Origin of the sequence: Bacteroides timonensis, assembly GCF_000513195.1 — a bacterium.
Taxonomy (GTDB): Bacteria; Bacteroidota; Bacteroidia; order Bacteroidales; family Bacteroidaceae; genus Bacteroides; species Bacteroides timonensis.
In genome coordinates, this window is sequence record NZ_CBVI010000033.1 from 1 (window position 1) to 14,686 (window position 14,686).

Here is a 14,686-nt window from a genome sequence, read left to right on the forward strand (position 1 = left end):
GCCTTGCCTGTGGAACAGAAGTTTCTCAAGCAAGAAATAAAAGTGTCTTACCTAAGAAACAAATGTTCCACAATAAGGAAACAAATGTTCCTATAAAGTGAAACGGATGCTTTCTCGTAACAGGAAAGAAATGAGCTAAATGATAATTTAGCGAAATGAAGAACTAAGAATGAAGAATGAAGAATTACCTTGCGGCATGCTTGCATAGCGCAGCCAAATTCTTCATTCTTCATTCATCATTCTTCATTAAATTATCATTTAGTTCATAACCCGTGCAGAAAGGAATTATGCCTATATGTTTTGCTACAGGACGATCAATAGAATTGAAACTTTGTAATCTCTGTTTACGTAAAGGTTTACGTACCTTTTTGCTTTCTTTCCTTTTCCTTTTACATGTAATTCTTCTACTTTTGGCCACGTAAATCTATTTAAAACCGAATTTAATATTATATTTATGGAAAGAAGCCTCTTTAAATTTGCTCTACTGGGAGTCATGCTCCTGGTCAGTCATTCCTCTTTTTCACAAATAACGGAACGGGAACGTCCTGCGGAATGGAAACAATTAGTGAAAGGCGCCCGCTTCATGGATTGCTTCCTGCCAATGAAGGGAAATGTACTTTCATCCGATACATGGGGCGCTGACTGTGTGCTTCCGCGTTATGTAGATAATGGCATTGAAGACGGTATCTGGTCCTATTGGGGTGGAAACGTCCGAAAAGGCGAAGACGGTAAATATCATCTATTTGTCTGTGGCTGGCTGGAATGTTCACGCAAAGGACACATGGAATGGCCTAACTCATACGTATTTCATACCGTAAGCGATGATCAGACAGGGCCTTTCAAGCCTGTTCGTATCATAGGTAAAGGGCATAATCCTGAAATATTCCGTGCTAAAGATGGCCGGTATGTTGTCTATGTAATTGATGGCCGGTATGTATCCGATGATCTGAATGGAAAGTGGGAATATGGAAAGTTTGATTTCAATGCACGCGACCGCCGTGTTATCGAAGGCCTTTCTAATCTTTCATTTGCCCAGCGTGAAGACAGCTCTTATGTGATGGTCTGTCGCGGTGGTGGTATCTGGGTCAGTCGGGATGGATTGGCGGAATACAATCAACTGACCGACAAACGGGTTTATCCGGATGTGGACGGTCGGTTTGAAGATCCCGTAATCTGGCGCGATCATATTCAGTATCATCTGATTGTTAATGATTGGCTGGGACGTATTGCTTTCTATCTTCGTTCGAAGGATGGAGTGAACTGGGTGGTCGATCCGGGTGAAGCTTATATGCCGGGAGTTGCCGTACATGCAGACGGACAGGTGGAAGACTGGTTCAAATATGAACGCCTTAAAGTGTATCAAGATAAATACGGACGTGCCATTCAGGCTAATTTCGCGGTAATCGATACGCTTAAAAATGAAGATAAACCTTTTGACCACCATAGTTCAAAGAATATCAGTATTCCCTTGAATCCGGGATTGTTGCTTACCATACTGGACGAGAAACCTATCACCTCGGGCACAAAAACAATTCGTGTGAAGATACAGGCGGAAGAAGGTTTCAATCCCCAGACGGATATAGATGTGAATTCCTTGCGTTTCGGTGCTTCTGAAGAAGTGAATTATGGCAGAGGCTGTCAGGTATTAACCACAGAAAATGCGGGCAAGGACTTGATTGTAACTTTCAATGGCAAAGGAAATGGCATCACTAAAGATGAGTTTGCCCCGAAGTTGATTGGAAAATACAAAGATGGGAGAATGCTTTACGGGTATGCGCGTTTGCCATACGTTGATTATATAGAACCGGTCCTTTCAGCTCGTGCTCCGGTCTTTAACAAATCCGGGAAGGGATTGGAATGTACAGTGGAAGTACAGAATTTCGGTCAGGTCGGCTCAAAGAAAGCATTGGTGGAAGTAGGGTACAAAAGGGAAGGAAAAACAATAAAGGTAGCTTCCGGTATGGTTCCGGCATTGAAGCCTTATGAAAAAACCGATATATTGCTTTCTGCTAAAGACAGGTTTGAGGAAGGAAAGGAATATGATCTGATAGTGACACTCTATTCCGGCAAAAAAGTATTGTCAACATTTAATTTGAAAAAGAAAGTATTGGAGTGATATGAGAAAGTTATCGGTTTCGATGATTTGATAAGGGGATAAATATTCCGCTTACAAGGTATTAACTTCCTGTCGACAAGGTCTCAACTTCTTGTCAACAGGAAGTTAACTTTTTGTATGCAAAGAGTTGGAATCTTGTAATGTATTGATAAATAAAGCCTTCCTATCTTGTCTAATTTTAATATAAAAGGTTCTGTTCATAAGCGAATGATTAATATTATACCGTCAATATCTTTCGGAAACTTTCATTAAATTCCTATCTTTGCGGAATTCCGTATTATTTGAATTAAGATGAAACGATACCTGCTGTTACTTCTTATGTAATTGATTTCTATGAAGAGTCAACAATAACAGGCGGGTAGTCGTTATTAGGTTATAGCTAAATTTCATTTCATGAAACATTTCGTTCTTTTTGCCTGCGTAGTTGTTGGTTTGATTTTTGCCGGATGTCGTAACCGGCAGGAACCACCTGTGCCGGTAGTTGTGCAGGGGGCTGAACCCAAGGATACGGCCGTGCTGGAATTTCCTCATCCTAAGGAGAAACAGTTGACCGCTGCCGATATCTCCCTTACCAAAGAATTGCTTTATGACCAGCATACCCTGGAAGATACCTATCCATATAAGGATACGGTACGCTCTTTCAAATGGGATGTCATCCGGAACTGTCTGGCCTATATTGAGAATATGCAGCGCGATACTACCGTAAGGTGGGTGGTGTTGCAGAATTATAAGAATCTGAATAAAGAAGCTCCCTTGGTACGTAAGTTCGTGCGGAATGTGTACCGCCGCGTATCTGATACGCTGGGTGTGGAGCGTTATCAATCGGTGCCGTTGTATCTGCCCGCTGATACGCTGGTGCCCGAACGTTATGGCAGAGACGGCACTATCGCTTATCTGAAAGGCGAGGAGGGAAGTTTTTACCGGATATTACCCGCCACTTTTGAAGAAGAATGGCTGGCGCCGCGCGGTTATCTGAAGCAATTGCCGGATAGCACCGTCTTTAACCATGTGATTTTTGTCGACCGCCTGGATCAGAATATTGCTACCTTGGAACATGTCTCGGAAGGTGAGTGGAAGATACGCAGCATGAACCCGTCCACTACCGGAAGACATGCCCCGCCTTATGCTCAGGAAACCCCATTGGGCATGTTCCTGCTTCAACAGAAGAAAACGCGTATGGTCTTTCTGAAAGATGGTTCGGCGGAGACGGGAGGCTATGCACCCTATGCCAGCCGCTTTACGAACGGAGCTTATATCCATGGAGTGCCGGTGAATGCGCCGCGTACAAGTATGATTGAGTACAGTTGGTCGTTGGGCACGACGCCACGTTCGCACATGTGTGTGCGCAATGCTACTTCGCATGCCAAGTTTGTCTTCGACTGGGCGCCTGCCGAACGCTCTTTGGTTGTGGTGATTGAATAGTGAATCCTCATTTTTAACTATCTGTGTGATAGGTGTCTGGAGAATAAACTGTAATTTAGCCGCCGTTATTTCTCTGGCTAAAGTTTTATGTTGCGATTTATTGTATCCGTTTTATTCTTATTTCTTCCTTGTACCTTGTTTCTGGGCGGCAAGTCGTCAGATAGCGCTCCTGACTTTGCTGAAAGGGCTGCTTCATCTGATGTTGAGGCTTATGCGAGCTTATACCGTTCCATGCGGTTGGAAGGAGTTGTCAACTGGAAAGCTTTCCGGCAGGCTGTGGCAGGTTATTATAAAATAGACAATCGCAAACGGGAGGTGTTGACATTGATAGACTTTTCCCGTCCTTCTACCGCAAAACGTCTTTTTGTATTTGACATGAGGGAGTGTAAAGTACTTTTTTCATCGGTCGTTTCCCACGGAAAGAATAGCGGTGATAATTATGCCACTTCCTTCTCCAACGAATATGGTTCCTACAAAAGTTCACTGGGGTTCTATCTTACAGAATCTACTTATCAGGGAAAGAATGGGTATTCGCTTATTTTGAATGGTTTGGAAAAAGGAATCAACGACCGGGCCCGTGAGCGTGCCATTGTGATGCATGGGGCGGCTTATGCCGATCCTTCGGTAGTCAGCGGAGGAGGACGTTTGGGAAGAAGCTTTGGCTGTCCGGCTGTTCCGCAAAAACTTTCCCGTCCTATCATTGATGCCATCAAAGGAGGAAGTGTGATGTATATCTATGCTGAAACTCCCGAGTACCTGGCACACAGTTCAGTCTTGAAAGGTGCGGACGGACTGTAGTGTGATTAAATAACTTCGGTGATAGACTTTGCACGTAAAACAGCGTAACTAAGCTATGCCGTTCCTATGGGTTGGCATTGATGATATGCCGAGCCATATACCGAGGCATGCTCGTTCTAATTGTAATCCGGGTTCTTCCCAAGTGTATGATCCGCTCCCGTCATATCCCGTGGGATAGGGAAGATATGTCGTAAGGCTCATCTTGCGTCAGGGTTACTGCACCTTCGGGCTTGTACAGAGGTATTCTGCCCATGTATCTTGCGGATAGTTACGTTTACGCGCGGCATTCAGTAGCCGGGCGGCTCCGTCCATGTCAAAATAGTAATAATGGCAAATTCGGGGTAGCTTCTCACGAGGATGCCCTGAATTTGCCATTAAGAGAGAGAGTGTGTGTGTGTAAAGAACTACTAATGTAAAGTTAAACTATAATCAGGAAGTAGAGAATTCATCAAGGTTATTAATACTTGTCTTCCGGGAAGCCGGTATAGGCATACCCGCCGATTATGATAACTTCATCCTTACTGGCATCATGCGTCAGCGATGACAGTTTCCATGAATATTCCGGTATAGTCGGGTTTTTCCATTCATTTTCCGGCTTAGGCTGGCTTTTGAAGGTGGCGGTGCCGCTATATAGCTTAAGTTTCAGATATAAGCTGTCGGCTATGTTCCCTCCTTTGGTGGTGACGGCTTTAGGAATGATTTTCCCGTCCTCAACGAAAGCGCGCAGATAATCACGTTTTTCCTCTATTGTTTGTCCCTCGGCCGTAGGCTCATTCGCTGGCGCTTCTACAGAAGGAAGATTGTCGGTCAACTTGTCGAACTCCGTATTCGCGGATCTGAAAGATACCGGATTGCCGGTGAAGAAGAATTTGCTTTTCAGATAAAACATACCCGGTATCGTGTTGTCTATCCACATCTCATTGGGCACGTTGGCGGATGTGTTATAGATGCTCAATTCGGATTTATCATAGTCGTGATAAGTCGTCGTCATGCTTTCGTCCATCAATTTGACAACATATCGTCCTGAGTACTCCAGCGTTTCGCTGTCCCATACTTCTACATCTTCCTGGCACGAGATAAGAAACAATGCAGAAGCGAAAACTAGTCCTATAAGCGCGGTTATTTTTCTCATAATATCTGTTTTTTTTTGAGTTTACTTTAATACAATGGTAAAGAGCATGCCGGCATATCCGGCTTTCCATGACACTGCGCCGGTTGACGGATCATAGTTGCCCTCTGTCAGAGACGTGAGAGTATCATTCCATGGCAATGTGGAGCTTGACAGCAAAGTAATGCTATTGTCATTCTTCACTTGCACATATCCTTTGCAGGCATAGGCGGCACCATACCCTGCCCTTTGTTCGTAGTAGCCGCCCAGGAAGTCGGATATCTCGAAGAATCCGGGGGCTATCTTGCTGACTCTTACCTTATACCCCGGAAAGTTGGTGACGGTGCTGCCCGACAAGCGGAATGTTCCGTCGGCTGTGAGGTAGTTTCCGGCAATCTCAACGGTAACGGTCGGGTCGGCAACGATGACCGTGCGCTTCTTGGTTGTTTTTACTCCATCTTTATTGGCGAATACGTACTGGACGGAATAAAGCCCGACGGTTTGCGCGTCGACAGTGCCGATTGCTTCCGCGTCCGCCGAAACGTCTTGTCCGCGGTAGATGACTTTGCAGCCGGGGTCCTGGAAAGAAGTTCCTAATGTGACAAGCATTGTCTCTTCTCCCAATAGTTCGAAGCGCATTGTTCCGGAAATGCCTTCAGTCTCTTTTTCACATGCCGTGAGGAGGAACACGGCACATAAGAGTATGCTTATATATCTCATGACTTTCATATACAAAAGGTTTATTTGTTTATTACTGATTTGCTGTCTATTTTATCACAATCTCCGCTTTCTTGTTCCACCATATCTTCTCGCCCAAATTGGCTTTCTGGTCGGGCTTGTTGATATTGCGTCCCATCACGGCATCGGGATATAGGGGTGAAGCCGGCAGAGTGTTGTTCAGCTTGTTGCGCCCGTTGACCGCCACGGTCAGGTTCCCTACTATCTTCGGGTCGGAGTAGGCGGTCGTTCTCTTCAGCTTGATGTCAATGTCGTAGATGGCCGGGTACTTTATGCGGTTACGTTCCAAGAACGACTCGATGTGCTGATAATGGGCATTGGCAACCCATTTCTGCATGCCTATCTGCTTGATTTCCTCTTCCGGCGTACCGTCTTTCCATTCGGCATAGCCACCGGCATCAAGAATGGCGCCTGCCACCCCGTGCTGTGCCAACGAGGCCTTTACCGCATTCTCATAGCAGCGCCTTGCGTTGTTGTGGTCCGATGCGCGGGCATAAACCTCGGCCATATAGAAATATACTTCCCAGTCGGACATGATCATCAAGTCCATATCGGGCTTGAAAACAATGGTACTGTAAGCCACTTTGTCATCCGTGGTGCTGCCGTCGGATGCTTCTTTTGAATCAAAATCGCCGAAGAAGGCACCCCTGTGTGCAGTACTGGTCTTGAACAGGTTGTCGATGCGGGGGTCGTTGTTATTTTGCAGGTAGTCGATGAAGTTCTTGCAGGCGATGACGTTGGTTGATAGATACGATGCCCCTCCTTGCTGGAATTCTCTCATCGGATGGCGTTTGCCTTCTTGCCCGTCGGACCATACTTTGCCCGAAATCTTGGCGCTTGAGGTGAGAAAGCTATTGGCTTTGACGAAAGCCAATGTCTTGGCATTGTCATAACCGGGAGCTTCGGAAACCCTTAACATCAGCTTCAGCTTCAGGGAGTTGGCGAATAGTTTCCATTTGTTCAAATCTCCGGCATAGATAAAGTCATATTCTTCGTCCACCATTGCCCCGGTCAGATCCACTTTCAGCAGTTCTTCCATCCTGACCGTCAGGTCGGCATATATCTCTTCGCCTGTGTCGAACTTCGGCGAAATAATGCCCTCGGCTCCTTTCAAGGCCTCCGAATAAGGAATGTTTCCCCATAAGTCGGTTATAATCTGCCATGTGAAGATGGACAGGGCTTCGGCTATAAAATAGTTGCCGTTCTCGTTCGTTTCTTGAGAAATGGTCTTGATTCTGTCCAAGTCGGCAAGCACACCGGCTGTCAGGCTGCTATAGGCGGTGTTGAAGTCCGTTTCATTATATTCGCACAGGAATTTGAACTGGGAGGCTGTGTGCTTCTGTGTCCAGTATTCCGACCAGAATCCGCCCGCAAAGCCGAAATCCCATCCCATCAGGTTGTTGCCCAGGGTCACTTCGGCCGAAGGTAGGATAACTTTCCCGTTCGGAATGTTTTCCAGCACGTTAGGGTCGTGGTTCACGTCCAGCCAGTCTTGGCAACCGGATGCAAAGAATAACATAAGAACCGATAATGAGGATATGATAAACTTCTTCATAATATTCTTTTTTTTAGGTGATTGTTTAAAAGGCCACGTTGAGGCCGAATGTATATAGTTCGTTGCTCGGATTGGCGTTGAACTCACCGAACTTGGCACTTACGTCGTTTCCGAAAGTCGTGGTTTCCGGGTCGATATACGGATTCTCACGCGGGGTCCACAACAATATGTTGCTCATGTTGAACGACAAGCGTACGCTTCTCAGGTATAGTGCCGAGCACCATGACTTCGGGAACTGATAGGCTATGCCCGCATCCCTCAGTTTCAGATAGGAACGGCTGATGACAGAACTTTGGTCTCCGTGCAGTCCGCCGCGGTCGGAATAGAAAGTATGCAGTGCGGTAGGATTTACCGGAATGTCGTTCTCTCTGTAAGTGCCGTCGCTGTTGGCGATCACGGAGTTTGGAACGAGGAACGGTTTGCGGTCGTTGAGCACCGATTCGGGAGAACTTCCTGTCCAATGCATGTATTTCTTCGTTTGGGAGTAGATGTACCCTCCGTGGCGATAATCGAGTGTCGCGAATATCGAAAGCCCCTTCCACTTGAACACATTGGTGAATCCCATTCTGTATTTCTCGTTGATGTCTTTGCTGAAATATTCAGTTTGGGCTGTGGGCTGTGGATTTCCGTTCCCGTCAACCACCGTATAATCTTTTCCATCGATAGCAACCTTTTTCACTCCGCTCAGTTTGAATTGTCCGAGCGGCTCTCCTTCAACGGCATATATACCTGCTCCTCCAAAACCTCCCAGGAATACTTCCGGGACATTCAGTTTTTCCACCTTGTTCTTATTCACTGAGATGTTCCATGACAAGTTCCATTCGAAATCCTTTATTCTGACGGGAGTCAAGTTGAGGGTCAATTCAATACCCTTGTTTCGCACGTCGCCCAAGTTGCTGATTTGTGTGGTATATCCGCTGGAAGGATCCTTGGGGAGGACTTCAATCAAGCCTTCGGTGTATCTATTATAATAGGAGAAGTCGATACCCACGCGGTTTTTGAAGAAATTGGCTTCAAACCCGATTTCGAACTCTTTGGTCAACTCCGGTTTCAGGTCGGGATTTCCCAATTGGTTGGATACGGTATAAGAATTGACACCATTCAAAGGGAAGGTCAAATTGTCTATGCTCGGATAGCCGGGGTTTGCGGCGGCGGCGGCCACGTAGCGGTCGTATATGAAGTACAAGTCCGCATCGTTACCCGTCATACCGTAGGCCATACGCACCTTGGCGAAATCCACGATTCCTGTATCCACGTTTTTGGTTCTTAAGAAATCGGTTATCAGGAAGCTTAATGTCGCTCCCGGATAGAAGTATGAGTTGTTGCCCTGAGGCAGGGTGGATGACCAGTCGTTTCGGGCGGTCAGGGTCAGGTAAGCATAGTTCTTATAGCTCAAATCGGCATTCATATACGCTCCGACCAGGCGCCTCGTTTCTTTTCTTTGATTGGAAACTGATGGAGAGCGGCTGTTGCTCAGGTTGTAGAATCCGGGAACGTCAATCGAATTGATGGCACCCGAAAGCCAGCTGTCCTTGCGCTCATTGGTGTTCCAGCCGACAATGGCGTTTAGCGACCAGTCGTCAGTGAAATCGGCATTATAAGTAACCATGACATCGTGGTTCATTTGTACGCGTTCGCGTCTCACTTCCTGATAGTTGCCGGCACTTGCGGTACTCGCTCCATCGTTTGGGGAGCCCGGTGTAAATGCGACCGGTGCTTCGTGTGTTTCGGATGTGGAGGTTTCATAATCGCCGCCGAAACGGTAAGTAACTGTCAGGTTTTCCAGCATCTCATAGTCCAGCTGGAATTTGCCGAATATTTTGTTCTTGTTCTGTACGGCGCCGTTTTCATTGAGCACATAGTAAGGATTCAGTCCGTAAGGAGTGAAATAATTATCCAGATTATTGAATTTGCTATGATAATCTTTCATATCGACGATGGAAATGTCGCTGGCTATTTCATACAACGAGCGGTGCAGGGATGTTCCCTGGCCGGAAGCAACCGCTTGGGTCTTTTCCGTACTGAAGTTGACGGCGGTTTCCACCTTGAGCCTGCCGGTTCGATGAGAACCTCTGGTGGCAATCGTGTAGCGGTTGTAAGAGTCTTGTTTGGTAGGGATAACTCCGTCCGAACTGTTCTGGGAGAGAGATACGAAGTAGACGGTCTTTTCATTGCCGCCCGACAAGGACAGTGCGTTCTTGAAGTTCTGCCCTGTCTCGTAGAAGTCTCTCACCCGGTCTTCCAGAAAGACATAAGGTTTTACTTGTTGCTCATTGTCGACGATGCGTCCCCACACTCTGTCCTTTCCGTCATAGGGCGCTCCCCAGTTTCCGTTTTCGTCCAAGGCTCTGTCTCCGCTCCAGCCTTGACCGAACTGAGACTGCTCTTGCGGCAAACGGCCTACTCTGGACATGGTGTACCCGCCGTCATAGACCACTTGTACTTTTCCGTTCGTGTTCTGTCCCGACTTCGTGGTAATCATAATCACCCCGTTGGCAGCGCGCGAACCATATAGGGCAGTGGCGGCGGCGCCTTTCAGCACTGTCATGTCGGCAATGTCATCGGGATTCAGCGCATTGATTCCCGAACCGAAGTCGACTTGCGAATTCAGGTTGTCGCCTGATCTGTTCTGAGCATTGGTGATCGGTACTCCGTCAACGACATAAAGTGGCTGGTTGTTTCCGAAAGAGGACGTACCGCGAATGATTACGTTCTGTGTAGCGCCCGGTCCGGGTGCCGTCGAGATATCAACTCCGGCAATTTTTCCCTGCAAGGCATTCATCGGATTCACGGCTTTGGACTGGGTAATGACATCCCCTTTGATGGAAGTTGCGGCATAACCTAACGCCTTTTTGTCGCGGGTGATGCCCATGGCGGTTACCACGACCTCTTCCAATATCTCCGAATCGTTTTTAAGCGTTACTTTTACCATAGGCTTGATGTCGACCTCTTGTGTCGTCATGCCGACGAAAGAAATCACCAACGTTCTTGCCGAACTTGGCGCGTTTGTGATTAAGAACTTTCCATCAATATCGGTTATGGTTCCTGAGGAGGTGCCTTTTACCAATACTGATGCTCCCACAATGGGCTCACCATCTTCTTCGTTGGTTACTACACCCGAAACTGTTAAAGTTTGGGCTGTCACAAAGCCTATGCTCACCAGGAGACAGGCCAATAGTAATGTTAATTTCCTTTTCATAGATTCTCTCTTAAGATTAACAAATTAAAGCGTGATTATAACAAGGATTGTACGAATGTATATATAAAATTTTGATAAGTTGTAAGGACTTGTGTATGTTTTCGCTTTATTAACTGTTAGTATATTGATAATTAGCGACTTTATGCCGAAAATATTTTATGTTTATTGACTGGTATATCTGCTTATTTTAAAGTGTATGTAAAATTTTAGTTATGCAATCTTGCTATTCGAGGTGCTTTCTGTGTCTATGTTTAGTACTGTTCTGTTAAAACGTAATAGTGAATATATGATAAAAAAGGCAAAATATAGGATATTCAATTGCTTATTACGTTATTGTTACATGTGAAAGCATGGGCGGTTTTTAGTTCTTTGCGGTATATTTAGGAATATTTTATGGGTTGCAGGTGAGGAGGATTGAATTGGCGTTTACTGATGCGGCTCGACAGTATTTTTGGGTGCGGTTGCCCTGAAAATAAGCAAGCTTATTTTGTACTGCTTTCGGTTTGCATTATCTTTGGCAGGGTAAAATGAAAGGTAATCATGAATGATGTGTTACGTAAGCGCTGAGCGTAAAATCATACATATAGACATGGATGCGTTCTATGCCTCTGTAGAGCAGCGTGACAATCCCGAGTTGCGCGGAAAGCCTGTTGCCGTGGGCTATGCCGAAGAACGTGGGGTAGTGGCAACTGCCAGTTATGAGGCGCGTCGCTTTGGAGTTCGTTCGGCTATGCCATCCACGAAAGCCAAACGGCTTTGTCCGCAACTTATCTTTGTTCCCGGACGGATGGAGGTGTATAAAGATGTCTCCCGCCAGATACATGAAATTTTCCATGAATATACGGATATTATTGAGCCGCTTTCGCTGGATGAGGCTTTCCTGGATGTGACAGAGAATAAACCCGGTATCCCATTGGCTGTGGATATTGCCAAGGAAATCAAACAGAAGATACGGAGAGAACTTAATCTTGTAGCATCCGCCGGTATATCTTATAATAAGTTCCTGGCAAAGATAGCTTCGGACTATCGCAAGCCGGATGGACTGTGTACCATCCACCCTGACCAGGCGCTGGATTTTATAGCCCGTCTTCCCATCGAGAGTTTCTGGGGCGTAGGTCCGGTGACGGCAAAGAAGATGCATTCATTGGGGATTCACAATGGAGAACAGTTGCGAGCCTGTTCACAAGCCATGTTACTGCGTGAGTTCGGAAAAGTCGGTTCATCGTATTATGATTGTGCAAGAGGAATTGATCTTCGTCCGGTGGAGTCGGTGCGTACTCGCAAATCTATCGGCTGTGAACATACATTGGAGAAAGACATCTCGCAACGTTCATCGGTTATCATCGAGTTATATCATACTGCGGTGGAACTGGTAGGGCGGTTGGAACATAAGGATTTTAAAGGAAACACACTGACGCTGAAAATCAAGTTTCATGATTTCAACCAGATAACCCGTAGTATTACGCAATCCAAAGAATTAATCACTCTCGATGTAATCCTTCCCTTGGCGAAACAATTACTGAAAGAAGTGGATTATGAACACCATCCTATCCGCCTGATAGGTCTCTCTGTTTCTAATCCGCGGGAGGAGACAGAGGAGAAGGGTGTTTGGGAACAGTTGAGTTTTGAGTTTAGTGATTGGAAATAAACTTGATTTATTAAACCGATATACAAATGGATGATTTTGTACCCAACTACGGATAATCAGGTACACTGTTTTGGTGGAACTTGTGTACTTTTGCCTCATCATATAACAGATAATCTAACTTTTAAATATCATGAAGAAGAACACGTTTTTCCGTATTTTCCTTTCTTTCTGCCTGCTTGTTGTAGCAGGTGTCTCTGCACATGCATATGCTGAACGAAATCTTTTGCAAAAAGCTGCCGGTAGTGAAGAACAATTGAAAGAAGTATTGGTGATGAATCAGAAATGGGTACCTTATCCTGCTTATAACGACCGTGCCGGTTGGGACGAATTGCTGGGTACCAATAAAGGAAACCTGATTCGTGCCGGAGAGAAAATGCTTAATTACGAATGGAAAGTAATTCGTGCTACCGATTACCTGGAATATGAACGTAGCGGTGAGCGGAACATCATGCAAAATCCCTATGAGGCCAACCGGAAAGCAATCAACGTCCTGATGCTTGCCGAACTTGCCGAAGGAAAAGGACGGTTTATCGACCAATTGATAAATGGGGCATTTTACAGTTGCGAGATGACTTCCTGGGTACTTTCCGCCCATTTGGTACGCCAGAGCACCAAACGCTCTCTGCCCGATTATCGCGAACAGGTGATTGATCTGGGTTCGGGAAATTTCGGTTCCATGCTGTCGTGGGTATATTACTTCTTCCATGATTCTTTCGATAAAATAGATTCTGTGATCTCTCAGCGCTTGCGTCATACGTTGCAGGAACGTATTCTCGATTCTTATATGAACAATGACCGGGAATGGTGGATGGCTTTCCAATGGAAACCGGGAATGATTATCAATAACTGGAATCCCTGGTGTAACTCCAATGTGTTGCAATGCTATCTTTTATTGGAGAATAACCGTGACCGCCTGGCAAAGGCTGTTTGGCGCAGTATGCAGTCGGTAGATAAGTTCATTAATTTTGTAAAGGCTGATGGTGCTTGTGAAGAAGGTCCTTCTTATTGGGGGCATGCAGCCGGGAAAATGTATGACTATCTCCAAATACTTTCGGATGGAACAGCCGGGAAAGTATCTCTTTTCAAGGAACCGATGATTCGCCGGATGGGAGAATATATCAGTCGTACGTATGTAGAAAACGGTTGGGTAGTGAACTTTGCGGATGCTTCTGCCAAGGGTGGAGGCGATGCACCGTTGATTTACCGTTATGGCCGTGCGGTCGGCAGTGAGGAAATGATGCAGTTTGCTGCCTATCTGTTGGATGGTAAGCGTCCTTCTGTGCCTTTAGGCAATGATACTTTCCGCTCCTTGCAGTCCATATTGTGGAATGGAGAACTGGAAAAAACGGCCGCTGCCCATGCCATACCTGTTTGTACCTGGTATCCCGAAACGGAATTCTGCTATCTGACCAATAAGTCAGGCTGGTTCCTGGCTACGAAAGGCGGATTCAATAATGAAAGTCATAATCATAATGATGTAGGCACATTCTCATTGTATGTCAATACGATACCTGTGCTGATTGATGCGGGGGTAGGAACTTATACGCGTCAGACATTCAGTAGCGAACGTTATACCATCTGGACCATGCAAAGTAATTACCATAACCTGCCGATGATAAACGGAGTACCTCAGAGTTTCGGTCAGAATTATAATGCTACGGATGTTGTCTGCCAGCCGAGGAAACGTTTCTTCTCAGCGAACATTGCGGCTGCTTATCCGGAGGAAGCCGAGGTAAATGACTGGACACGTGCCTATTCATTAGGCGATAAGCAACTGACAATTGCCGATAACTTCTCCTTGAAATCAGCGAAAGAACCTAATCAGGTGAACTTCCTTACTTGGGGAAAGGTGGATATTTCCGTTCCCGGAAAGGTGACGATAGAAGTACAGGGACAGAAAGTAACTTTGGAATATCCTCGCGAATTCATGGCAGGGCTTGAAACAATCGAATTGCCTGATACACGTCTTTCCAATGTCTGGGGTTCTGAAATATACCGCATTACATTGAAAGATAAAGAAGCACGATTAACGGGCAAGTATAAGTTCGTTATCAAATAAATAATCTATATTTGCATTTTAGAATATAGTAACGTTTAAAAAA

General features: G+C 45.8%; 10 protein-coding genes. 5 read left to right on the forward strand and 5 right to left on the reverse strand.

Annotated features, from left to right (window positions below):
* Positions 1 to 454 precede the first annotated feature (454 nt).
* The 3 genes from BN161_RS08140 to BN161_RS08150 all read left to right on the forward strand — a co-directional run bounded on the left by BN161_RS08140 (position 455) and on the right by BN161_RS08150 (position 4,336).
* The gene (locus BN161_RS08140; protein ID WP_044264798.1) at positions 455 to 2,116 is read left to right on the forward strand and encodes a glycoside hydrolase family protein; all 1,662 of its coding nucleotides are present in this window, start codon (positions 455 to 457) and stop codon (positions 2,114 to 2,116) included.
* Between the two features lie 393 nt (positions 2,117 to 2,509).
* Complete coding sequence (locus BN161_RS08145; protein ID WP_044264800.1) at positions 2,510 to 3,538, forward strand: L,D-transpeptidase; 1,029 nt, start codon at positions 2,510 to 2,512, stop codon at positions 3,536 to 3,538.
* Positions 3,539 to 3,625: 87 nt separating this feature from the next.
* Positions 3,626 to 4,336 (forward strand): murein L,D-transpeptidase catalytic domain family protein, encoded by a 711-nt coding sequence (locus tag BN161_RS08150; RefSeq protein ID WP_044264802.1) that lies wholly within the window; start codon positions 3,626 to 3,628, stop codon positions 4,334 to 4,336.
* A gap of 213 nt (positions 4,337 to 4,549) precedes the next feature.
* Here the strand turns inward: BN161_RS08150 and BN161_RS30435 are convergent, their stop codons facing one another.
* The 5 genes from BN161_RS30435 to BN161_RS08170 form a co-directional block, all read right to left on the reverse strand.
* Entirely contained in the window at positions 4,550 to 4,711 is a 162-nt protein-coding gene (locus BN161_RS30435; RefSeq protein WP_244436443.1) for a hypothetical protein, read from the reverse strand.
* Positions 4,712 to 4,793: 82 nt separating this feature from the next.
* Positions 4,794 to 5,468, reverse strand: a complete 675-nt coding sequence (locus tag BN161_RS08155) for a lipid-binding protein (RefSeq protein ID WP_044264804.1) — start codon at positions 5,466 to 5,468, stop codon at positions 4,794 to 4,796.
* A 21-nt stretch (positions 5,469 to 5,489) separates the two neighbouring features.
* Positions 5,490 to 6,173 carry a BT_2262 family domain-containing protein gene (locus BN161_RS08160; RefSeq protein ID WP_044264807.1) on the reverse strand — a complete coding sequence of 228 codons (684 nt, stop codon included), beginning with the start codon at positions 6,171 to 6,173 and terminating at the stop codon, positions 5,490 to 5,492.
* A gap of 37 nt (positions 6,174 to 6,210) precedes the next feature.
* The gene (locus BN161_RS08165; RefSeq protein WP_044264809.1) at positions 6,211 to 7,737 is read right to left on the reverse strand and encodes a SusD/RagB family nutrient-binding outer membrane lipoprotein; all 1,527 of its coding nucleotides are present in this window, start codon (positions 7,735 to 7,737) and stop codon (positions 6,211 to 6,213) included.
* Between the two features lie 25 nt (positions 7,738 to 7,762).
* Positions 7,763 to 10,936: a SusC/RagA family TonB-linked outer membrane protein gene (locus BN161_RS08170; RefSeq protein ID WP_044264811.1), complete on the reverse strand. Its 3,174-nt coding sequence runs from the start codon at positions 10,934 to 10,936 to the stop codon at positions 7,763 to 7,765.
* A 544-nt stretch (positions 10,937 to 11,480) separates the two neighbouring features.
* On the opposite strand from BN161_RS08170, the gene dinB reads away from it, so the two are divergent.
* Entirely contained in the window at positions 11,481 to 12,584 is a 1,104-nt protein-coding gene (dinB, locus tag BN161_RS08175) for a DNA polymerase IV (RefSeq protein WP_044264813.1), read from the forward strand.
* A 130-nt stretch (positions 12,585 to 12,714) separates the two neighbouring features.
* Positions 12,715 to 14,643 carry a heparinase II/III family protein gene (locus BN161_RS08180; RefSeq protein WP_044264816.1) on the forward strand — a complete coding sequence of 643 codons (1,929 nt, stop codon included), beginning with the start codon at positions 12,715 to 12,717 and terminating at the stop codon, positions 14,641 to 14,643.
* The last annotated feature ends 43 nt before the right edge of the window (positions 14,644 to 14,686 follow it).

Coding starts and splice junctions, on each gene's coding strand:
- BN161_RS08165 (WP_044264809.1), bottom strand. CDS start 7,737: ATGAAGAAGTTTATCATATCCTCATTATCGGTTCTTATGTTATTCTTT.
- BN161_RS08170 (WP_044264811.1), bottom strand. CDS start 10,936: ATGAAAAGGAAATTAACATTACTATTGGCCTGTCTCCTGGTGAGCATA.
- BN161_RS08145 (WP_044264800.1), top strand. CDS start 2,510: ATGAAACATTTCGTTCTTTTTGCCTGCGTAGTTGTTGGTTTGATTTTT.
- dinB (WP_044264813.1), top strand. CDS start 11,481: ATGATGTGTTACGTAAGCGCTGAGCGTAAAATCATACATATAGACATG.
- BN161_RS30435 (WP_244436443.1), bottom strand. CDS start 4,711: ATGGCAAATTCAGGGCATCCTCGTGAGAAGCTACCCCGAATTTGCCAT.
- BN161_RS08180 (WP_044264816.1), top strand. CDS start 12,715: ATGAAGAAGAACACGTTTTTCCGTATTTTCCTTTCTTTCTGCCTGCTT.
- BN161_RS08150 (WP_044264802.1), top strand. CDS start 3,626: ATGTTGCGATTTATTGTATCCGTTTTATTCTTATTTCTTCCTTGTACC.
- BN161_RS08160 (WP_044264807.1), bottom strand. CDS start 6,173: ATGAAAGTCATGAGATATATAAGCATACTCTTATGTGCCGTGTTCCTC.
- BN161_RS08155 (WP_044264804.1), bottom strand. CDS start 5,468: ATGAGAAAAATAACCGCGCTTATAGGACTAGTTTTCGCTTCTGCATTG.
- BN161_RS08140 (WP_044264798.1), top strand. CDS start 455: ATGGAAAGAAGCCTCTTTAAATTTGCTCTACTGGGAGTCATGCTCCTG.